The sequence below is a fragment of the Pseudomonas sp. SC3(2021) genome (assembly GCF_019856535.1).
Lineage (GTDB): Bacteria > Pseudomonadota > Gammaproteobacteria > Pseudomonadales > Pseudomonadaceae > Aquipseudomonas > Aquipseudomonas monsensis.
Genome location: NZ_CP082236.1, coordinates 785,411 through 807,670 on the forward strand (window position 1 = coordinate 785,411; position 22,260 = coordinate 807,670).

Annotated in this window: 15 protein-coding genes, 1 other RNA gene and 3 pseudogenes; 12 read left to right on the top strand and 7 right to left on the bottom strand. The window is 56.4% G+C overall.

Annotation, left to right across the window (positions count from 1 at the left end; all coding sequences use genetic code 11):
• Positions 1–105 precede the first annotated feature (105 nt).
• From K5Y35_RS03645 to K5Y35_RS28060, 4 genes and pseudogenes are all read left to right on the top strand, one after another.
• On the top strand, positions 106–384 hold the full coding sequence (locus tag K5Y35_RS03645; protein ID WP_222833684.1) for a hypothetical protein: 279 nt from the start codon (positions 106–108) through the stop codon (positions 382–384).
• 96 nt (positions 385–480) lie between these two features.
• Positions 481–869, top strand: a transfer-messenger RNA (tmRNA) gene (gene ssrA / locus K5Y35_RS03650).
• Between the two features lie 192 nt (positions 870–1,061).
• Positions 1,062–2,297, top strand: a pseudogene (locus tag K5Y35_RS03655) (integrase domain-containing protein).
• Positions 2,298–2,703: 406 nt separating this feature from the next.
• Positions 2,704–2,997, top strand: a complete 294-nt coding sequence (locus tag K5Y35_RS28060; protein ID WP_222833685.1) for a transposase — start codon at positions 2,704–2,706, stop codon at positions 2,995–2,997.
• 127 nt (positions 2,998–3,124) lie between these two features.
• On the opposite strand, the gene K5Y35_RS03665 is transcribed toward K5Y35_RS28060, so the two are convergent.
• Positions 3,125–6,289, bottom strand: coding sequence for an Eco57I restriction-modification methylase domain-containing protein (locus tag K5Y35_RS03665; RefSeq protein WP_261991234.1), 3,165 nt, complete (start codon positions 6,287–6,289; stop codon positions 3,125–3,127).
• Between the two features lie 13 nt (positions 6,290–6,302).
• A pseudogene (locus K5Y35_RS03670) lies at positions 6,303–6,526 on the bottom strand (type II toxin-antitoxin system RelB/DinJ family antitoxin).
• 513 nt (positions 6,527–7,039) lie between these two features.
• Between K5Y35_RS03670 and acpP the strand changes: the two are divergent.
• The gene (acpP, locus tag K5Y35_RS03675) at positions 7,040–7,276 is read left to right on the top strand and encodes an acyl carrier protein (protein ID WP_222833686.1); all 237 of its coding nucleotides are present in this window, start codon (positions 7,040–7,042) and stop codon (positions 7,274–7,276) included.
• 395 nt (positions 7,277–7,671) lie between these two features.
• Here the strand turns inward: acpP and K5Y35_RS03680 are convergent, their stop codons facing one another.
• Positions 7,672–8,712 (bottom strand): DMT family transporter, encoded by a 1,041-nt coding sequence (locus tag K5Y35_RS03680; RefSeq protein WP_222833687.1) that lies wholly within the window; start codon positions 8,710–8,712, stop codon positions 7,672–7,674.
• 205 nt (positions 8,713–8,917) lie between these two features.
• On the opposite strand from K5Y35_RS03680, the gene K5Y35_RS03685 reads away from it, so the two are divergent.
• From K5Y35_RS03685 to K5Y35_RS03705, 5 genes are all read left to right on the top strand, one after another.
• Positions 8,918–9,841 (top strand): PliI family lysozyme inhibitor of I-type lysozyme, encoded by a 924-nt coding sequence (locus K5Y35_RS03685; protein WP_222833688.1) that lies wholly within the window; start codon positions 8,918–8,920, stop codon positions 9,839–9,841.
• Positions 9,842–9,926: 85 nt separating this feature from the next.
• Positions 9,927–11,333, top strand: a complete 1,407-nt coding sequence (locus K5Y35_RS03690) for a DUF2252 domain-containing protein (protein ID WP_222833689.1) — start codon at positions 9,927–9,929, stop codon at positions 11,331–11,333.
• A gap of 143 nt (positions 11,334–11,476) precedes the next feature.
• Positions 11,477–11,842, top strand: coding sequence for a DUF6124 family protein (locus K5Y35_RS03695; RefSeq protein ID WP_123464475.1), 366 nt, complete (start codon positions 11,477–11,479; stop codon positions 11,840–11,842).
• Between the two features lie 250 nt (positions 11,843–12,092).
• Positions 12,093–12,680, top strand: coding sequence for a ribosomal protein S5-alanine N-acetyltransferase (gene rimJ, locus K5Y35_RS03700; protein WP_222833690.1), 588 nt, complete (start codon positions 12,093–12,095; stop codon positions 12,678–12,680).
• A gap of 68 nt (positions 12,681–12,748) precedes the next feature.
• Positions 12,749–14,188: an ArnT family glycosyltransferase gene (locus K5Y35_RS03705; RefSeq protein ID WP_222833691.1), complete on the top strand. Its 1,440-nt coding sequence runs from the start codon at positions 12,749–12,751 to the stop codon at positions 14,186–14,188.
• A 204-nt stretch (positions 14,189–14,392) separates the two neighbouring features.
• Here K5Y35_RS03705 and K5Y35_RS03710 read toward each other — a convergent pair whose 3' ends face one another.
• On the bottom strand, positions 14,393–15,064 hold the full coding sequence (locus tag K5Y35_RS03710) for a histidine phosphatase family protein (protein WP_222833692.1): 672 nt from the start codon (positions 15,062–15,064) through the stop codon (positions 14,393–14,395).
• Between the two features lie 386 nt (positions 15,065–15,450).
• On the opposite strand from K5Y35_RS03710, the pseudogene K5Y35_RS28065 reads away from it, so the two are divergent.
• Together K5Y35_RS28065 and K5Y35_RS28070 are read left to right on the top strand one after the other, a co-directional pair.
• Positions 15,451–16,329, top strand: a pseudogene (locus K5Y35_RS28065) (methyl-accepting chemotaxis protein); the annotation flags it as partial.
• Positions 16,330–16,530: 201 nt separating this feature from the next.
• Positions 16,531–17,235 (top strand): methyl-accepting chemotaxis protein, encoded by a 705-nt coding sequence (locus K5Y35_RS28070; RefSeq protein ID WP_409347920.1) that lies wholly within the window; start codon positions 16,531–16,533, stop codon positions 17,233–17,235.
• Between the two features lie 206 nt (positions 17,236–17,441).
• Here the strand turns inward: K5Y35_RS28070 and K5Y35_RS03720 are convergent, their stop codons facing one another.
• From K5Y35_RS03720 to K5Y35_RS03730, 3 genes are all read right to left on the bottom strand, one after another.
• On the bottom strand, positions 17,442–18,815 hold the full coding sequence (locus tag K5Y35_RS03720; protein WP_222833693.1) for a DUF1329 domain-containing protein: 1,374 nt from the start codon (positions 18,813–18,815) through the stop codon (positions 17,442–17,444).
• Between the two features lie 130 nt (positions 18,816–18,945).
• A complete protein-coding gene (locus K5Y35_RS03725) occupies positions 18,946–20,904 on the bottom strand; it encodes a DUF1302 domain-containing protein (protein WP_123464465.1) in 1,959 nt (652 codons plus the stop codon).
• Between the two features lie 47 nt (positions 20,905–20,951).
• Positions 20,952–22,241: a phospholipase gene (locus tag K5Y35_RS03730; RefSeq protein WP_222833694.1), complete on the bottom strand. Its 1,290-nt coding sequence runs from the start codon at positions 22,239–22,241 to the stop codon at positions 20,952–20,954.
• Between the last annotated feature and the right edge of the window lie 19 nt (positions 22,242–22,260).

Consider the following 22,260-nt stretch of genomic DNA (forward strand, 5'->3'; position numbering starts at 1 on the left):
CTGTAGTCCACAGAATAACCCCGACTGATCGGGGTTTTTCTTCCATACGGTTGCCCGTCCTGACGGCCAGCGAAGTCTGGACCCACTCGGTTCAAGGAGATACACATGAAACGTTCTGTACTGTTAGGTCTGTTCGTTACTGCATCGATGATGGCTTCCACTTCGTTCGCCGCGGACAAGCCTGCCAACCTGTGCGATGCCAATATTCAGACCATCAACAATGCCAAGGGGCAGCTGTCAGCGAACCCGGAACTGAGCCAGCGCGCTAACGCCAGTGTGAGCAAGGCCGAGGCGCTCAAGGCTGATGGCAAAATCGACGATTGCATTGCGGAAACCTCGCAAACCATCGTGGAACTGCGCAAATCCACCGGCACCAACAACTGATCAGCTGCCCGGCCAACCTTCGGGTTGGCCTCGCGGGCCGTTTGGCGTACACTGCGCAGGCTTGTTGCTCAAACAGTTGTGCTGAGCAATGAGTTCGGGGCCGTTTAGGATTCGACGCCGGTTGCGAAACTTTAGGTGCATGCCGACTTGGTAACAGAAGTCGTAAATCCACTGTTGCAACTACTTATAGTTGCCAATGACGACCAATACGGTGTTGCTCTCGCTGCTTAATTGCAGCTGACAATGCTCCTGGTACCTTCGGGTCCAGCAATCATCAGGGGATGTCTGTAAACCCGAAATGATTGTCATATAGAACAGAATCGCCGTGCAGTACGTTGTGGACGAAGCGGCTAAAACTTACACAACTCGCCCAAAGCACCCTGCCCTTCGGGTCGCTGAGGGTTAACTTAATAGAAACGGCTACGCATGTAGTACCGACAGCGGAGTACTGGCGGACGGGGGTTCAAATCCCCCCGGCTCCACCACTTCATCATCTAAAGACGTCCACGGACGTCTTTTTTTGTGCCTGAAATCCAGTAAATACGGGGGTTTCAGATCCATTGGCGTCCGAAGGGATCCGAAGGGATCCGAGATCATCCATCAACTCGTGTATTCCAGGTGGTATTCCAAGCCTTCCACTGATATTTTTTGGAATACACACAGCGTTGGAGAACACCATGGGTGCCCAAGCCACGCGGCTTTCAGACGTCAAAGTCAAAGCCGCTAAAGCAAAGGAAAAGGACTAAATCCTCACAGATGGCGACGGCCTTCAGATGAGGGTCAGAGCCAATGGCTCAAAGCTGTGGAATTTTAACTATATCCACCCAGTGACCAAAAAGCGGATCAACATGGGCCTCGGCACGTTTCCGGAGGTGAGCCTGGCTCAAGCGCGAAAACGGACGGTTGAAGCCAGGGAATTTGTTGCTCAAGGACTTGATCCGAAGGCGAAGCGCGACGCAGATCGGCAAACGCTGAAAGCGAGCACGGAGCACACTTTCAAGAATGTGGCCACCGCATGGTTCGAGCTCAAAAAAGACTCGGTGACCACTGCCTACGCTGAGGACATTTGGCGGTCTCTGACGCTGCACGTTTTTCCTGATTTGGCTATTACTACAATCTCAGCGATCACCGCGCCAGCGGTCATAAAGTTGCTGAGGCCTCTTGAAACCAAGGGTAGTCTTGAGACCGTCAAGCGGCTAAGTCAACGTCTAAACGAAATCATGACTTACGGCGTCAACTCAGGCCTGATCCATTCGAATCCGCTTAGCGGGATTCGCTCAGTCTTCAAGAAACCAAAAAAGAAAAACATGGCGGCACTCGCGTCTGATGAGCTGAAAGAGTTAATGGTGACCGTCGCCAATGCCAGTATAAAAAGAACTACGCGCTGCTTGATCGAGTGGCAACTTCACACGATGACTCGTCCAGCAGAGGCTGCTACTGCTCGCTGGGTGGACATCGACGTCGAGAAGAGGATCTGGACGATACCGCCGGAGCGGATGAAAAAGCGTCGCACGCACATCATTCCGCTAACAGAACAAGCAGTAGCTCTCCTTGACGCAATCAAGCCCCTCAGCGGACACCGTGAGTATGTCTTTCCTGCAGACCGGAATCCTCGCACTCACTGCAACAGCCAGACCGCCAACATGGCATTAAAGCGTATGGGTTTCGAAGGCCGCCTGGTGAGCCACGGTATTCGGTCAATGGCGAGCACTATCCTCAACGAGCACGACTGGGATCCTGAGCTGATAGAGGTTGCGCTTGCTCATGTTGATAAGGACGAGGTACGCAGCGCCTATAACCGGGCTGACTATATCGAGCGCAGGCGTCCAATGATGCAATGGTGGAGCGAACACATTCAGGGGGCTGCTACCGGAAATCTTTCAATGTCAGCAATCATTGAAATGAGGAACTAAAGATTCGCGCCAACTCTCACCAAGCCACTTTTATCCGAGAGAGGCCAGCAGGTAAAGGCGAGCATCCAGTCCGCAATACTTAGAAGATGCATCGCAATTTCAAAATAGTCTGCGTGAGGAGGGTCAGGAATTGACGGAAAATTAGACAGCGCTCACCTACCCGAAACCGATGACACGTGAAAAGCTGCCTGCCTAGACTTAAAGCCAAGGCAGGCGGCCCTTCTTTTTTTGCACATTTGTACAGCTATCAGCAAACCGCGCTAAGCCTAAGGCGGGGTACATTCTCACACTCCGGCGATTGTGAGTATGCGTCCGGCCAAGTCATCTACCCGCCCCGCAAAGCCAGAACATGGTGCGCACTAAAATTTAGGTAAGCACCAGTTCTAGCCTTTAAAGCGGTTATTTCATGCAGCCAACACGCCGTTCGTACTCCAAATACTTCAAGGCCCAGGTCATTCAAGAGTGTGCCCAACCCGGAACTTCGATTGCCAGCATCGCGCTCAGCCATAGCCTCAACGCAAATCTCGTCCACAAGCGGATTCGGGTGCAGGTGCAGAAAAGCACGGCCCTTCAAACAGCATCCATCCCATTGCCTGCGCAAACAACGGCGCCGGTATTTTCATCGAATATTAGCGTTGCGATTCCTGCAGATGAACATCAGCGACAAGCTCCACTTGGGTGTCGGTTTGGCGATGGCTGAATATGCCGCTCGTGATGCAATCGTCGACATGCGCCGCGGACTTAAGTTGTGCATTAGGCAATCCGTAAACTTAAACGAAAAAGGGCCTAAAAGGCCCTTTTTTTGCGTGGCTCAATTAAAGATTAGCTTAGCGTTTAGCCATCCACGATTCTAAAACATTATCTGCATTGGTCGAAATTTCCGCAACAAGCGAAAGTCGTTTGACCCCATCATGCTCTTGATGAGCATGCTCAACCAACATAGCTAGCTCAAGGTGAGCCTTATTTTTGTTATCGAATCGAGGTAACTCCATATGCTTGAAAATATTGCCAACTTGTATCGAGATGTTATGACTCTCAACGTACTCTTTTACAACTAAAGAGTTCAGTAGACCACAAAGAAAATGAGCTTCCTGCTTATTATCAAAAGCTACAAAGTATACTTTATGATCCGGCACGTAGGGACGGTCACCTTTAAAAGGAACGCTCCCATTACCAGCCACTGCGGCAGAAAAACGCCCTGACATTTCTGCCCAAATAACTTTCCAAGGTTTGAAAGTAAAATCACCTACATTATAGACAGCATAATAAGGTGCGCCGGGCATTCGACCTCGATAAGTGGATCGCTCAGATAAGATTTTCTCGAACGATTCAAAGTACTGCCTCGTTTTTTTCAACTTATTGACAGCCGCTGTAGCGGCCTTATAGTCGTCCCTATTTATGCCAGTATTAGGTACAAATGTAAAAAGATCTTGCGATGGCTTGAAGTAGCAAGCTTCAAAGTCTCTTGCACCTTTAATTAAGGGAAAAAGTAAATCAGGCTCTATCCAAACCTTTTTTACATTTCCAATATCCTTTTTTCCTGCTTCAGGTCGAGTTCTGATTTGAACCAATCCATTCGTAGACACATCTTCGATTGGCACAAAATAAACACCATTAAGATCTGCTGTTATACCTTTCCGTCCTAGGATCCACTTTGATTCGCCCGAGAGCTTGTTGAGCATTTCCCAGCGTCCCGGCCGAAGAATGGCCCATGGCGATCCAGTATCGCCAACAGGCATAGCCTCCATGTTCTGAATCGATACACGACTTAAGACGTCCTGGAGAGAAAGCGTCGGATCAATCGACCTTCCTCCACGCGCTCCTGCCTGCCAAACCCGGTAGTCAACCGGGTAAATCGGAATAACATTCCCTTTCTCGAAAACGACCACAGAAGTCTTGTTAGCAGCATCCGGAAATGGCTTAAGGGCTTGAAGATCGTCAACGAAAAGTGGTGACAACCAATCCGTTTGGTTGATTTTAAAGTTTCTAAAACCCGCAGATGATGGTGATTGAAAGACTGTCTGGGTTATTACGAAAGCAAGCTTACCGCCAATTTTTAACCATTTATCTCCAGCGGTGTAAGTGATCATGGCAGAAATATCAAGCTCATTGCCGCCATGAAATTTGGTATTGGAGAAAATCGAATATTGTTCACATGTGGGTTTTACTCGTTCTCTATATGCTTCGGGTAGCTTAGACCAGCGCACCCAGGGCGGATTCCCACATACTAGATCGAACTTACCAGCAGTAGCTGACCAGAAAAAATTTCGTACAATACGAAACCAAATACCATTCCAGTTTTGCCGATGAAGGTTTAAAACCTGGTCATAAGTCTCTTTCAATGGCTTACGCCAAGCTGCAGCATCTTGAGTGCTCAAGAGCTCAGATTCGATCAAGACACTTTCGGCTTGCTCAAACGCCATGTTGTCTTCTACAGATTTACCCATAAGCTCAAAAACGTTGTCTAACCGTTTACGATTAAAAGCTAGGTCCGCTGGTAAACGAATATCCAATCGGGCTACTTGGCTGCCAATTTGATAAGAGATCACATCTTCATTTTCATTTGGGTCTCGTGCCGGTGAGTAAATGGCATCCGCTAATAAAATTGGGATTTCGATTTGCTCACCTTTGCATACTCGCAATAGGTCAGCGATTTCCATTAGGTAATTCACACGTGCTGTCTGTACAGCTAGGGGGTTTAAATCAAAACCCCATACTGATTCGCAGAGCATTTCGATAGTTTTAGAAGCTGACATCCCAGCCTCTTCTGCTAGACGTCGCTTGCGGCGAATCATTTCAATAACGAAAGAGCCTGACCCACAAGTAGGATCAAGCCCCCTAATTTTCAGCCAATCATTTACATTTACACTGGAAAGCGTATGTTCAACAAGCCAGTCAGGTGTGTAAAACTCTCCGAGACTCTTGCGTAATGTTTCAGGAACCAGTCCTTGGTAAAAATCACGCAACACATCTCGGGTCCGTTCAAGTCGATCTGTGCGATATATTACTAGCTTACGCAAAACACCGCGTAAAGAGTTAATAATTAACTTTTTATAAGTAGGGTTGTCGCAGACGTCCAAGTACCAGCTAAAAATAGCTTCCTCAACAAATCCCTTGATACCAGCTTCGGAAAAAATCCGACCGCGCTCAATATCGGTAGCTAGCGATTTAATCAAGGCGTCATCAGACAAAAGGAACGCCATTTCCTGGGCTGGACTAGTCTTCGACGATAGACCATGTGCAGATACAATCTCCGCAGCTAATAGCTTGATAAGGAGAGAATTATAGCTATGAATGACAAAAAGCCGACCTGCCATTTTGTATCTTGGACTGCCATTCCAGACAAATCGCAATGAAGCGTTAATAGCACTATGTTGCTCAATGGAAAGATCCGCAACCTGACCGTAGAGCGTGCGCCATTCTTCAAACAGCATTTTAACTTTATTGTTACCGGACAACTCAAGGCTATCGGACAATGCGTCTGCCATAGCCTGCATCAGTGCAATAGCACTTGGCGCACCCTGGCCAAAATCCTCAATTAGATTTTCTGTAATTACTGCACGTCGATAGTTGTTCTGTATAGCATCCAGAACAAGTCCAACTGTATCAGGCGAGAATGGTAGCAAGTGTTGTGTGTGTATATTGTTATCTACAACCTGAGCGAAACAAACATGTTCGCCATCGATCGCTATTCCAATATATTCATCTTGATTAATATTCTGAGCTATTGCAGCGCGAACAATGTACTTAAGTAGCCGATCTTCCGTCGCTTCTTTAAATTTAGCGCTGTTTTTTGATCCATTAAAGAGTCCTGGAGCTTTAAATTCTATAATTACGTTGTTGTAGCTACCATCACGTTTTGCTCGCTCTGCATCGAAGTGCACGCCCAAAGCGTTTTCAATAGCCCCAATCCACGCCAGTCTTACTTCCTCCTCATTACTCCACGGCCGATTACGCTTTGCTTGAATTGCGTTAAATACTTGTTGTAACACGTTCCATCCCCAGTTAAGCTTTATCGTGCTGCGGTTTCGCTAAACGCTCGCGCACAATATTTATGCGGGTTCATTATCCGTTGTCATGAGCACAGACTGGAATGGTAGCTGACCGTGATCAGCTACATACCGTAAGGCTTGGCGCATGAGTTCGGACGGCGTCATTCCCAAACGTTCCAATTCGCGATAAGCACGGTTTTTGAGGTCATCGTCCACACGGACATTGATCGAAGCCATAACATGACACCTGTACAGACGTTTGTCTTTACAATATCATTAAAGCGGACTTTTTCCAAGTATAAGTCCAAACATTTCGTATATAAAGTGTAGTTAGTCTTAACGCTTTTGGTCTTCTAAAATACGACATAACTATTTTAAAATTTTTAATCTAGAGTAGATTTGAGCCTCCCGAACGCGCTGATGACCGATGCCGTTAAAGCTGCGATTTAGCCCGATGCACCGCTTAACCTCCCTTGACCTGCGCTCTCGCCTCAACCGGCCAGCCATGTCTCGGTAATGGGATTGGGCGGCGTTTCTCAAATCCATGATGGCCGTTAGTGCTTTGTGCTTTGATTGCAGGCAGTCAACGACCGTAGTGCCTCGCTTATGTGCAGATCGTCGACGAAATTAAGGCTAACGAGCATCTCATGGCTGAGGAGTGAAGCTTTCAGTTGAAAAACTGAAAAGTCTTTCTATACACTTAGCCACTGGCTAGCTGCCTGAATTTGTCCATTGGGAGTGAAACAAGTTATGAGCACCATTGAAGCCCGCGTCAAGAAAATCGTTGCCGAGCAACTGGGAGTTAAAGAAGAAGAAGTGGTCAATACTGCTTCCTTTGTTGACGAACTGGGTGCTGACTCCCTAGACACCGTTGAGCTGGTGATGGCTCTGGAAGAGGAATTCGAGACTGAAATCCCTGACGAAGAAGCCGAGAAGATCACTACTGTACAAGCTGCAATCGACTACGTTACCAGCCACCAGGCGTAACAGAACGGAGCAGTGTTCGGGCTGAAGCGAAATGGAGATGGAGATGGAGATGGAGATGGAGATGGAGATGATGGTAATAAATGTGCTGATGGCTACTTCTATACGATATAGAAAGTAGGCCTTTTTAGGGATGAGCTATTACAGTCGAATCTCACTGGACTAGGTGAGACAATATCGGACACGTCGAACCAGCTCACAAAGCACCGCCACTGACGACAGTATTCCAAGAAGTATTCCAACACGATTACTAAGAATAATAATCTGATATAAATCAACTAGTTACAAACCCGGTACAGATTACCCCGGCACTCTCAACGACAAAGCCCGCCTAGTGCGGGCTTTGTCGCATCTGGCCGTCCCATCCAGCCCCTCCGCCACCCCCCCCCCCACACACCTCAATGCTCATGCCGATGATGCACATCCGGAAAATGCGCATGGCTATGCCGCATCGGCGTATGCACATGCGGATGACTGTGCGGCTCAGTTCCATCCCATTCAAACCCGTGCGTATGCTGATGGTGCTCGTCGTGTGTGTGGCGATGATCGTGCTCGAGCCGTTCGTGCTGATGCTCGTGGGCATGGTTCTCCATCAGGTGAATCCACACCCCCACGGCCATTAACGCCGCAGCGAGCAGGAACATCAGCGATATCGACTCGCCCAGTAGCAGAATGGAGATAGCTGCGCCCAGAAACGGCGCGGTGGAAAAGTACGCGCCGGTGCGCGCACTGCCAAGTCCGCGCAGGGCGAGGACGAACATCACCAGGCTGACGCCGTAGCCGAGAAACCCGACCAGCAGGATCGGCACCAGCGAGTCGGCGGCGGGCAATTGTTTGCCGATGAACAAGGCCAGGCCGCAGTTGACCAGACCGGCCACGAGGCCTTTGCTGCCGGCGATGAACAGTGCGTCCGAGGCAGAGACTTTCCGCGTGAGGTTATTGTCGATGGCCCAGCAAAAGCAGGCGAAGGCGACGGCCAGTGGCCCGATCCAGTCTTGCGCCGATATGGCCCCCTGCGGCCATGACAACACCACACCGCCGGCCACGATGGCGAGCATGCCGAGTACGATTCGCCGATCGGCATTTTCCTTGAACACCACCCAGGCCAGCAGCGCCGTGAGCACCGATTCCAGGTTGAGCATCAGTGACGCGCTGGCGCCGGATGTTCTGGTCAAACCGAACATCAACGCCACCGGCGCCAGCACACCGCCGAAGCCGATGGCGCCGACCAGCCATGGCCATTCGCCGGTGCCGAGTCCGGAACGCTGCCAGCCTCGATCGCGGGCAACACGCAGCAGGGTCAAGCCCAGACCACTGCCCAGATAGAGCAGCCCGGCCAACAGAATCGGCGAAATCTGTGCTCCCAACAGTTTGGCAAGTGGCGTACTGGCGCCAAACAGCGCCGCCGCAACCAAAGCGTAGAGAACGCTGACATTCATGACGGGATCACTCGTTTGAGCCTATGAAGTACCGGCAACGATCATGGCAAAACTCAGGTGAGAATTATGTGAACAGCTGATTCGTGTCAGGGAACATCACCCCAAGCACGTGCTCAAATCCAGCAACATTTAATCCGCGTAATCACTGGGCGACTGCTCGACGCAGCCTCTATGCTGCAAACATCGAGATGCAATGGAGTTGAAGATGAAAACCTGGATCGCCGCCGCGCTGGCGGTACTGATTTCCCTGCCTGCCCACGCAGCAGATGCTGGCGCTGTGCGCGTCGAACCGATCGCTTTCACAACCAGCGCCGACAGCGTCCAGCGCAAACAGTCGATCAAGGGTGACCAGACCGCGGAGTACAGATTCAATGCCAGGGCCGGCCAGTTGCTCACCGTCGACTTCAAACCGTCCAACACCTCCGCCTATTTCAACATCACCGCCAAGGGCGCGGATTACGCGCTGTTCAACGGTTCGATCATGGGCAATCACTTCCTCGGAACGTTGCCGGCCGATGGCGAGTACACGGTTCAGGTCTATCTCATGCGCAATGCCGCACGGCGCAACGAGGTGGCCAACTACGAGTTGTCTCTGAGACTGGTCAATGGCGATGCCACCCGCGGCAAACAGCCCTTCGAGCAGACGCTGGAATGGCAGGGCATTACCTTTCACGTCAGCACCGAACAGGTTGACGGCAAACCGACGCTGCGCATCACCCCCAAAGGTCTGGAGATCGATAACGCGATCATCAGCCGGGCGCTCACCGGTGAGGTCGTGCGTGCCGAAGTCGCAGACCTCAATAACGACGGCTCCCCTGAACTCTACGTGTTTACCCGCTCGCCCGGGCGCGGCATGCCGGGCGATCTGATCGCCTATTCAGCCAATAACAAAAAATCCCTGAGCGAAATCTACTTGCCCCCGGTCAGCGACAACCCGAAAACCGCCGAGGGCTATCAGGGCGAGGATTCGTTTGCAGTGGTGGAAAACCGCCTGGTGCAGCGCTTCCCGGTGTATGACAGCGCTGACGCAGGCGCAGGCCGCACGGGGAAGATGCGCCAGGTTCAATACACGTTGGTGGCGGGCGAGGCCGGGTGGGTTTTGCGCGAGGACAAGGTGACGGAGTATTGAGTTAGCTTCACCCGGCTCACGCCAGCGGATAAACCCCGAAAGCGCTTCTACACTCACGGCGCCCCTTCCGCCGAACCGAGCCCTCATGACTTCACTCAAAGACCGCATGCAACAAGGCAAGGACGCCCGCAAGCAGTGCTCGCGCAGTGCTCAGGCGTCCACAGGCAAGATGAACCGTGATCCGATTCCGTTGATCAAGGCCTCCAGCCAGGGCCGTGTCGAGTCGCTGGTCGAACTGCGTTACGGGCGCATGCTGGTGTCGCCGTTCACCTTCTTTCGCGGCAACGCGTTGCTGCAGGCGCACGATCTGTCGGGCACGGCGAACATGGGCCTGAACGTGCCCATCTGCGGTGACTGCCATCTGATGAACTTCGGGGGCTTTGCCACGCCTGAGCGCAATCTGCTGTTCAGCGTCAACGATTTCGACGAGGCGCATCCCGGTCCGTGGGAGTGGGATCTGAAGCGACTCGCAGCGAGTTTCGTAGTGGCCGCCCGCGACTTGCGCCACGGTGAGTCGGTCGAGGAGCAGGTGTGCCGTGAAATGGTCGGCGCCTATCAGACCACACTGCTGGAATGCGCCGAACAGAGCACGCTGGAAAACTGGTACGAGTCCATCAGCTACAACGACCTGCTGGCGCAGGCACGCAAAAGTACCCTTGAACATGTGCAGCGCGCCATCGAGAAGGCCGAGCGGCGCACGCACGCCGAGTTGCTGCCGAAAATCAGTGAACGCGATGCCCACGGGCGCCTGATCATTCGCGATGACCTGCCGGAAATTTTCCACCTGCACAAAAACACTACGCTGCTGGATGCCGAGGATGACTGGCTGCGACTCGCGGACTGGCGTCCGCTCTTCGACACTTTCATGCGCGAGTATCGCAGCACGTTGCAACCCGACCGCCGCGAGTTGTTGTCGCGGTTTCACGTGCAGGATCTGGCATTCAAAGTGGTCGGCGTCGGCAGTGTCGGCACGCGTTGTCTGGTGGCGCTGCTGACCGACGATCAGGAGTTCCCGCTGTTCCTGCAACTCAAGGAAGCCCGGCGCTCGGTGCTCGCCGACTACGTCAAAAGCAAATCGCGGGTGCGCCATGAAGGTCAGCGCGTGGTCGAGGGGCAACGCCTGATGCAAGCGGCCAGCGACATGTTTCTGGGCTGGACCACCGGCCCCAGGGGGCGGCACTTCTACGTGCGGCAATTGCGCGACATGAAGATCTCCGCCGAACTGGAAAACTTCGACGCAGAGACGTTCGCCGCCTACGGGCGAGTTTGCGGCCGCGCCCTCGCCCGAGCCCATGCCAAAGCCTCCGGCCTCGCTGCGCAGATCAGTGGTTACATCGGCAAAGGCGATGCGCTGGCGGATGCGCTGTTGAAGTACGCGCAACATTACACCGCGCAGAACGAACGCGATTTCGAACGCTTCCAGACGGCCTGCCGCAAGGGGCGGTTGCGGGCCCGCTCAGAGGCTGATTTTGCCGCTGACCATTTGCCTTGAGCCGGGGCGCTGCCAGCGCGGCAGTGTCCTACGCCGGGCGTCCTAGGAAAATTCCCGCAACACGTGTCGACTTTCATGAACTGGTGCAGCGATTTTCGGGGCGTTACCCTCCTCGCCTGCTGTTCATTCCACGGAGCTGCGTCATGAAAAAAATCACCCGACTTTCGCTCGTTGGACCGGTATTACCCGATGCGCAAACGGCCCGCACGAAAACCCGATCGAACGCCACCGCCGCCACAGGCGGTTCGAAACGACGGCCTGGCCTTCCCCTCAACCAGATGCTCAGGGTGCGTGACGACGTCGACACCATCACCCTGCTCGAGCATGCCAGCGAACTGCTCGGGTCTCTCGCCGCCATCAGTGAAAATTTTGCCGAAGAATTCGATGGCTCCCGGCGTCATGTGGCGGTGGCGATCAAACAGCTGAGCGCATTGGCCGAAATCGTCGTCTGCCGGGCTCGGGACAATCTTGCCTCGCCGGGATCGCCGACGCCGGACGTTCGCCACTGACGGGCGAAACCCTTAAGGCGCGAGCGGTCTTGCCTGTCAGGATCGAGCCACGGTGTAGCAGTTGATCGAGATGAATTTTTCTTCACTGCCGTTGCCCGGTCGAACCTGTACATTCCGTTTGCTCATTCAAGAAACTACGGTTCGCCCGCGCTCTCCCGCGGGCTTTTTTTTGCCTGAAATCAGCCACAGCTTGCTGTGCCCCGGGTAATTGCGCGACGCTGCCAGCAGATCCCTCGCCAAGGAACGCCCGATGCCGCTGTTGACCCTGCCCTGCCAACGCCTGACGCTGGCGATACTCGCCCCGGATCAGGCAGAGCTCGAAAGTGATTTCTATCGACGCAATCTGCACCACCTCGCCCCGTGGTCGCCGATCCGCACCACCGAATACTTTTCCACCGAGCAAATTCGCCGACGCCTTGAGGTCCAGGCCAGCGCATTCGAGGCCGGACTGGCCATGCACTTCGCCCTGTTGACGCCGGATGGTGAGCAAATGATCGGTGCGTGCAACTTCAGCGGCCTTATTCGCGGCGCGTTCCAGGCGTGTTATCTGGGTTATCACCTCGATGAAACCCGTCAGGGTCAGGGGCTGATGCAGGAAGCGCTGGAGGCGGGCATCGGCTATATGTTCGAAACCCAGAACCTGCACCGGATCATGGCCAACTACATTCCCGGTAACGAACGCAGTGCGCGGTTGCTTGAACGGCTGGGTTTCGAGCGCGAAGGCTACGCCAAGGCGTACCTGAATATTGCCGGGCGCTGGCAGGATCATGTGCTGACGGCGCTGGTCAATCCGGTGTTCGAAACACCGGAAAAGCGCTGGTCGCGGCATCTCGCGTGAGTTTCACAATTTGTTAAGCATTGGCGAAGTATGCTCAGACCTTCGCCCCTTCCGGTTGCTTGAAACCCATGTCGCGTTCCGCCACTTCGCTGTTTCTCCTCGCCGCCCTGCTGTTTTTCTTCGCGCTGGGCAACCATCAATTGCAAGGTTCTACCGAAGCCCGCGTCGCCGGCATCGCCATGGAGATGCATCTGGACGATGACTGGGTCACGCCACGGCTGTTCGGCGAGCCGTTTCTGGAAAAACCACCGCTGAGCCTGTGGCTGGATGCGGGCGCGATGCGCTTGTTTGGCGTTTCGCCGTGGGCGGTACGATTGGCTTCGGCGGTGGCCGGGCTGCTCAGTGTGATGGTGTTGTACGGCATGTTGCGCCGGTTTGGCCGACCGAAAACGGTCGCATGGACCGCCGGGATCCTGCTGGCCACCATGGCCAGTTACTGGAGCAACGTGCGCGGGGTCGGCGAGGATGCGCTGCTGGCCCTCGGCGTGACCACCGCGTTGCTGGGGTTTTTCCAGGCGCAAAAAGCGTCGACCCCGGGCAGTTCGTTGCTGTTCGTGGTCGGGATCGCCATCGCCACCTTGAGCAAAGGGGTGTTGGGCCTGGCCATGCCGGGGGTGGTGATTTTCGCTTATCTGCTGGCCGACAACCTGTTGGACAAACGCCTGAAACTCGGCGACTGGCTGCGGCCGGGCCTGCTGACCGTGGTCGGTTTGATTCCGTTGATGATCTGGCTGGCGGTGCTCTATCAGCACGGCGGCGCGCAAGCGCTTAAAGAAGTGTTGCTGACCAACAGCGTCGGGCGCTTCAGCGGGTCGTTCGTCGAGGCGGGGCACTACGAACCGTTTTATTACTACCTCGCCAAACTGCCGGAAGCTTTTCTGCCGTGGAACATCCTGGTGTATCTGGGGCTCTGGCATTTCCGCAAAGAATTGAAGACCCACCGTTACCTGCTGTTCTTCAGCCTGTGGATCGTCGCGCAGTTCGTCATGCTGACGCTGGCGTCGAGTAAACGCACGGTGTACCTGATGTCGATGACACCGGCAGCAGCGGTGATCGCTGCGGAATATGTGGGTGTGCTGTTCGAAAAACTCAAAGCGTACGAATCTTCCAGCCGCTTTGCAGGGCGCATCGCCCGTCATCGTCAGGCATTGGGCGCTACTGTCCTGACGGTGATCATCGCCAGTTACCTTGGCGCCGCACAATGGGCGCTGCCCAACGCGGATAAAAAACTCTCGTTCCTGCCGCTGACCGAACAAATTCAGACGCTGCAGGCGCAAGGGCATCAGGTCGCATTGTTTCAGGCCAACGAACGGCTCGGCGGTGCCAGCGTGTTCTACACCCAACAGGTGCTCAAGGGCCTGGACACGGATGCGCAACTGCGCGAGTACCTGAGTGCATCGCCATCACACGTCGCGGTGATGGCGGGCGACAGCGAGCCCGCTGCGCCGCTGAAGGTGCTCAAGACATTGATCGTCGGGCGGCAGGCGTACTACTTCGTCGGCTACTGAATCTTTTGCCGCGTGGCGGCAAGCCATGGTGGCGAGGGGATTTATCCCCGTTGGCGCGCGCAGCGGCCCTTCTCTTGATTTAAAAGAGGGCCTGCTGCGCAGTCCAACGGGGATAAATCCCCTCGCCACCAATCAACAGCAGGCGTACTCAGGTTTCCTGATTCACCTGCAATAACCCGAAGTTGTAAACGCAGAAACGAGACGTCATCGGGCGGTTACCGTGCGCCAGTCGGAAGCTTCAATAAAACCGAGCATTTTGGGGCCCACCGGACTCGCGGTGGAAACGAACAGCGAGGAGCCGTAACCCGGGTTCGAGGCCGAGACGTCCAGGTCTTTTTCAAGCTGCCCCATGCATTCGCTGTGGGTGACCAGAATCAGGTTGCGCCCCGGAATTTTATGCGCGAGCGCGTCCTGCAACATGCGCCCCTTGCAGTCGATCAGCCACTCTTCGCCACTGGCGGCGCGGTTAAACATATAACCGGCGGTCTGCACCGTGCGCATCGACGGGCTGTTGTAGATCTCGGCCTTGTTCAGGCCCAGGTGCTCGAACTGTGCGCCCACGGCCACCGCGACACTGCGCGAGCGGTCGGTGATGCCGTCGTTGCCGCTCAGGCAGGACGCTTTCGAGTGATCGCAGCGCTCGACATGGCGCACCAGCACGATCACATCGCCCCTGGCCCAATCCGCCGCCAGTGCCTTGGCCCCGGCGACATTGCCGTGGGCCAGGTCCGGCACCGTCGCCGGGGCCAGCAGCCACAACGTCAACGGAATCACCAACACCGAGGCCGCCAGCACCACCCAGGTATTGCGAAAACGCGCCAGGGCGCTCAGGTTGATCGAGCGCTTGACGCCAAACAGACTCAGTCTCAATTCCACAAAAACCGCCTCGCCAGCCAGCATCACTTGTCATTCGATGCGCCACGGTACCGATGGCCACATGGGCAGGCAGTGAAACTCATGTGAAAAAAGTCTTGGGATCCGTTGTTACAAATCCACCGGGACAAAATCCTTTCAGCTCTCGGATTTACGGCCGATACAGTCCTGCTACACCCTTGCTGGCTCAAAAAAACAACAATCTTCCAGCCTGACCGATGATCGAGAAGCACAACGTTCCTGGAGGAATTGTGATGAATAGCTGGTTCGGCAACATCAGCGTGAACATGAAATTGGGCCTGGGCTTCGGCCTGGTCCTGGCCCTGACCTGCGTACTGGCCCTGACCGGATGGACCAGCCTCGGCGGCCTTATTGACCGCAGCAACTGGATGAGCGACATCACCCAGCTCAATGCCGGTCTGACCAAACTGCGCGTGGTGCGCCTGCAATACATGCTGACCAACGGCGACGAAACCGCCGCGCAGAATGTGCAGACCACCCTTGAAAGCTTTGCCGCCCAGCAGCAAGCACTGATCAACAAGTTCAAGAGCCCGGAAAACGTCAAGCTGCTCAAGCAGCAGGCGGCGACCATCGCCGAATACCAGACGTCGCTGAACAAGATGCGCAACGCCTACCGCACCGGCAACAGCGCGCGCGACGTGATGAGCACCAATGCCGAGACCGCTTACAACATGATCGAAACGATCAGCAAGCGCGTGCAGCAGATGGACATGAGTGAGCAGCGTTTCGATCAGTTCCAGGCAATCACCACCGCCAAGGAAGCGTTCATCCTCGCCCGTTACGAAGTGCGCGGCTACACCGCCACCACCAACGCCGAAACCGAACAGAAAGCCGTCGGCCAACTCGACGTCGCGATCGCCAGCCTCAAGCAGTTGAGCGCGCATTTCGCCGACAGCCAGCAAGACGCCCTGCGTCAGCTGGAAACCGCACTGCTCAACTACCGCAGCGCGTTGCAGGCGTACAAAAACGCCAACAGCGAAGCGGTACAGGCGCGCAAGGAAATGACCGACCAAGGCGCCGCGATCGTCAACACCAGCGAGCAGCTGTATCAGATTCAACTCGACCGTCGTGACATCGAAAGCGCTCAGGCCCGTACCTTCCAACTGATCAGCACCCTGCTGGCGCTGTTGGTCGGCGTGATTGCCGCCGTGATTATCACTCGTCAGATTACCCGTCCGCTGCAAGAAACCCTGGCCGTGGTCGAGCGCATTGCCAGCGGCGACCTGACCCAGAACGTCACAGTCACCCGCCGCGACGAGCTCGGCGTACTGCAACAAGGCATTGCGCGCATGGGTGTGACTCTGCGTGACTTGATCAGCGGCATCCGCGACGGCGTTACCCAGATCGCCAGCGCCGCCGAAGAGCTGTCGGCCGTTACCGAGCAGACCAGCGCCGGTGTGAACAGCCAGAAGGTCGAGACCGATCAGGTTGCCACCGCCATGCACGAGATGACTGCCACCGTGCAGGAAGTCGCGCGCAACGCCGAAGAAGCCTCGCAAGCCGCAGCCGCCGCTGATGGTGAAGCCCGTGAAGGCGACAAAGTGGTGAATGAAGCCATCGCCCAGATCGAACGTCTGGCGAGCGAAGTGGTGCGTTCCACCGAAGCCATGAGTGTGCTGCAACAGGAAAGCGACAAGATCGGCAGCGTCATGGACGTGATCAAGGCAGTAGCCGAACAGACCAACCTGCTGGCGCTCAACGCTGCGATTGAAGCAGCCCGCGCCGGTGAAGCCGGCCGTGGGTTTGCCGTGGTCGCCGACGAAGTCCGTGGCCTGGCTCAGCGCACGCAGAAATCCACCGAAGAGATCGAAGGCCTGGTCGCCGGTCTGCAGAACGGCACCCAGCAAGTCGCTGCCGTGATGAACAACAGCCGCGCCCTGACTGACAGCAGCGTGGCCCTGACCCGCAAGGCTGGCGACTCACTGGAAAACATCACCCGCACGGTGTCGAACATCCAGTCGATGAACCAGCAGATCGCGGCGGCTGCCGAGCAGCAAAGCGCCGTGGCCGAAGAGATCAGCCGCAGCATCATCAACGTGCGCGACGTGTCGGAACAAACCGCCGCCGCCAGCGATGAGACCGCAGCGTCCAGCGTTGAGCTGGCGCGTCTGGGTGGCCAGTTGCAGCAGATGGTCAGCCACTTCCGCGTCTGACCTTCAATCAGCGCCAAAGCGTAAATCCAATCGCGGGCCAGCCCGCTCCCACAGGTAACGAGTCGAACACACAATTGTGAACGACTCAAAAAACTGTGGGAGCGGGCTTGCCCGCGATTGCGTCAGCCCCGTCCCCCAATGTCACAGACAACCCGCCTTGTGCAGGATCTGCAGCAGGGATTGCGTTCGATCACCAGTCCAGTCCGTCAGCGAGTGCCGCGCTGACGCAACGCCGACGGCATGAAATACGCGTCTTCCGGCACCGGTTGTGAGAAGTCCACGGTGGAGGCTTCTTCGTTGTCGAGGTTCTGCACGTAGTAACGACGGGCTTGTAAGTCGTGGAACACGTCCAGTGCGCTCCAGGTGGTCGGCAGGTCGTAGAAGTTTTTCAGGTAGGCCATCGACACCCGCCACAACTCCCCTCGCCCATCGTATTGATCGACCAGCGCCGCGCCCCAGCTGTCCTCGTCAAGAAACAGCACGCGCCTGGAATAGATATGCCGCGCCCCCGGTTTCAGGTTGCCTTCGACCACCCATACGCGGTGCAGCTCATAGCGGGTGAATTGCGGGTTGAGGTGGCCCGGGGTGAGCAGTTGTGCGTACTTCACGTCCGGGCTGCCGACCTTGTAGTTGTTGTAGGGGATGTAGATTTCCTGCTTGCCCTTGAGCTTCCAGTCGTAGCGATCCGGCGAGCCGTTGAACAGGTCGGTGTCGTCGGCGGTGCGCAGGCCATCGGATGAGGCGATCGGCGTGTCGTACGCCAGGTTCGGCGCGCGGCGCACGCGGCGTTGGCCGGCGTCGTAGACCCAGGCCTGACGCGGGTCCTTGAGCTGATCGAGCATCTCGTGCACCAGCGCTGCACCGCCGGCCAGCCGTGCCGGGCTTTTCACGAAGGCGAGGTAGTAGAACAGGATGTTTTTCAGGTCGGCGTACTGACCGCCCGGACGGTAGAAGTTGAACAGCGCTTCCTGCTGCGAAGTGACCAACGCAAAGCTGCCGTTGCGCTGCACCGGGGCCTCGGATGCGCGGCGCACCACGTAGATCCCGCGATAACGGGTGATGTGATTCCACAGCACTTCGATACCGTCCTTGGGCACCGGGAACGGCACGCCGCCGTAGGCATCGGCGAATCCACTGCCGCCCTCGAGCAGCTTGGCCGAGGTCGCGTTCTTCAAGGTGTTGTCATACAGCCACTGCGGCGCGGAACCCGAACGACGCGACGGATAGACCGGCATCTGGAACGTGTCGGGGTAGCTGTTGAACAGCGCGATCTGCCCGGGACTCAGGTGCGCCTTGTACTGGTCGAGATTGGCCTTGGTGATGGTGAACAGCGGTTTGTCGGCGGCGTATGGGTCCGGGTGATGCTGACCCGGTTTGTAGCCGGCCGGCGCCTGGGTGATGCCACCGGTCCAGGCCGGGATGGTGCCGGCGGCGTTGCCCGCACGCTCGGCGCCCATGGGCGTGAGGGTGGTTTTCAGTTGTTCGGCTTGTTGCGGGGTGATGGCGGCAAGTGCGTTGCCGGCGCTCAGGCCCAGAACAAGCGCCAATGAGATCCGGGACATCCTTGAAGTGTGAAACATGATCTTCTCCAAAGTACAAAACCTGTGGGAGCGAGCTTGCTCGCGGAAACGGTGTGTCAGGCAACATCTGTGTTGAATCTGCTGGCCTCTTCGCGAGCAAGCTCGCTCCCACAGGGGGATGAGTTGGAATTCACAAGAAGTACTTGAGGTTGAACCCGACGTTGTCGCGGTCGCGAATCCCGTTGTTCTGCCCGCCGCCCCAGAAGTTGGTGTATTGCACCTCGGCTTCGAGCTTGTTCTGGTAGTTGGCCTTGATTCCCAGGGTGTAGGCCTTGCGCCCGTCGATGGTGTTGCCGGCCTGATAGCTGTTGCCTTTGAAATCGTCCTTGTAGACGACGTAAGGCGAGACGTTGACCCCGGCGTACACGTCGTTCCAGGTGCCGTTGAGCATGGCCGTGTAGCTGTAGGAATCGCGATTGACCTGATCGTCACGATCGCCGCCCGACACATAGGAATAGTTACCAGTGCCGGCGTAGTAACGACGACTGCCGTCATAAGCGGTGTATTGCAGGCTGCTGCCGCGCAGGTGCTCGGAGGCCAGTTCGAAGATGCCGAACAGTGAGTCGAACGACGCCGTCGGGCCGAAGTTATAGATAGTGCCCAGCGAAGTATTGAACGCTTCCACGCGTTCGGCGTTGTTGATCTGGCTGTCGAGGGTGACCATCTGCCCACCGACGTTGATCGCTTTGCCGGTCACTGCCGCAGCCGCACCGTTGGCCAAGTCGCCAATCAGATCGTTGGTCGCGGCGACGCCGATAGGCAGGTTGGGCCGATAGGCCAACTCGCCGAACACCGAGGCCTCACCCAACGTGGTGTTGAAGCTGAACCCGTACATGCGGATGTCTTCGGCATAGCGCCGATGCGCCTGGATGTTGCCCATTACATCCGCGGTGGCCAAACCGTTGGCCAGTGCGCCGGCCTGACTGCCCGCGACACCCGCCAGCAGATTGGTCAGGGCATTCATGTCGATGCCCTTGTAACCGCCAAGATCCGCAGCGATGGTCGGTTCCTTGGCGTGGTAATTGACCAGGTACAAACCGAACTCGGTGCTATTGAGTTGCTCGGCAATGTAGCGAAAGGCGAAACCGAACTGACCGTCGTTGCGCGCGTTATAGTCCTTGCCGATGGACGCGACCTTGAGCGTATTGCCGTAGGCCGGCGTCACGCCGTTGGCGTACAGGCCGGTGGTTTGCAGGGCCTGGCTCAGCAACGGGTTGTTGCCCAAGGCACTGTAAAGCCCGATGACGTTGCCAAACCCCGGCACCGGCGTGTCGAGCGCGGTGCCGCTGAAGTTGTTGTAGCCGGTGTTGCCACCGTCGGCGAACAGGTCGGTCTGCGAGTAGAACGTGCCGACCGGGTCGATGCGGGTTTCCTTCCAGTTGGTCTGGTAGAAACTCTCCAGGGTCAGGCTGTCGGTCAGACCGATGTTGAAGCTCAGCGCCTCCACCGGTACCAGCACTTCCTTCACTTCGGCGCCGGGCAAGCGGTACTTGGCAGCGTCCACCGGGTTGGTGGTGTTGATCCCGCCGCGATAGAAAATTCCCTCGCCCCAGTTGAATACCTGGCGGCCGACCCGCGCGGTCACCGGCATCTGCGCGACGTCCCAACTGCCGTGGACATAGGCGTCGAGCATCTCGATCCGGCTGCCGGCGATGTCGCGGGTCTGACTGGTGAAACGGTCGTCCTGCGGGTAGCTCTGGCTCGGTTGCGACGGGTTGTTGTTGCGGTAGTAATCGTTGCGCTTGTCCATCAACTGGGTGTCGTAGAACGCCGTGCCGCGCACGAACAAACCGTAGTTCTGATAGTTGGCCTCAAGCTCGGAGGTGATCTTGTACACCTCGGAAACCAGCCCGGTATCGAAGTTGCGATTGCCGTCGTTGGTGTTGACGTCATCGTTGTTCTTGTCGCGCCCTTGCACCCGCCACAAACGACCATAGGACAGGGTCGTGTCGATCGAGCCGGTGACTTGATTGTCCAGCACGCTGAACTCGGCAGCCTGCACAGCATCCACCGCACAGAGTTGCAGCAGCCCTGCCAGGCCGACACCGGGAAGTGCCACGCCGGTCAGGCGCAATCGAGTGTTGATCATGGGTTTCTCCCTCCTTGTTCTTATTGTTTTTTGCGTGGCCGCGATGGCTAGGGTGCCAGCCCCGCACGGACATAAATCCGGCTGTGCGCGCCAAAATGGCCGAGCAGTTTGAACAGCTGCCGATTGAGTGCCGGATGCTCGAAACGCTCGCGCTGCAACTGATTGCCGCTGCTGAAATCGCTGGTCAACGGGGCCGTCTCCAGCCACTGGCCGATGGCTTCATCGAACGCTGCCGAGTCCTCGACCGACTCGGCGCTGACCACTTCGCGCAAGTAGTCCACGGAGTACGGCGGATACTGTTTGTCTTGGGCCACATCAGCGTAGGCAGCGAGCATCGGATGCTGCTGACCGGCGCGCAGCAGGCGCCGCAGCCAGGTCGACTGGTACTTCTCGACTTCCATGTGGCGGGTGGCGACGCGCTCGATCGAGGCTTTTTTATCATCGGCAAAACCGGCCAACGCCTTGCCCTCCAGCAGCAACAGACTGGGCAGTTCGACCCCGGGCAATGGCTTGGCGTGATACGGCTGGGTCAAGTCCTGCACGTGGTGCACGCCCCAACCAAGGAACCGATAGCCCCAGTAAGGATGGCCACTGGCGAACGCCAGTCGCGCCAGCCCCAGGTACTGATAGGCGCGCCAGTCCGGCCAGCTGCGCTGAAGAAATCCGGCCGCGGCATACACCACCGCGCTTTCATGGAAGAAGCCCATGTGGAACGGCGCCTGCGAGCTGTACTGGAAACGCGCATCGCCAAACGGCTGCGGGCCGAAGCCGTACAGCGCGGCAACCGCGCCGGGGTTGTCGCTGAACAGGTTGATGTCGTGACCGTAATCCGGCTCATCGGCGGCGCTCGCCAGTACCGCCAGCGCCGCGACTTTTTCGCCGTCCGCCACGCGAATGAAACGCTGACGATTCCATGGCGAACGCGTCTGCTCGACCATCACCTGATCGGCACTGAGATGTTCGCGCTCGGGTATGTCTTGACCCGGCAATGGCTGAATGACCATCGCCAGATGAATGCGCGGATTGAGCCGCAACGCAGTGAGAAAGTCGTGGCGCAGATTGTCACCCGGCACGGCGGGCAGCTTCAGATTGTCGGGGCGCGGCGGGTACTGGGTGAAGTGTTCCCGGGCGAAGCTTTCCTGTTGCTCCAGCAGCGCAACCACGGCCGGATATTGCTCGGCGAGAAAGCGCTCCAGCGGCTCGACCTCCACCGGTGGCGCATCACGCAGCGCCGGCAATTCCTGCAACGCCAGATAGCTGCCCACCGTGTGGTTCGACCAGCCCCACGCCGTCGGGGCCATTGCACAAAGCAGCAACAGGAGAAATGTCAGCTTCATTGCTTTTAATTCTTATTGG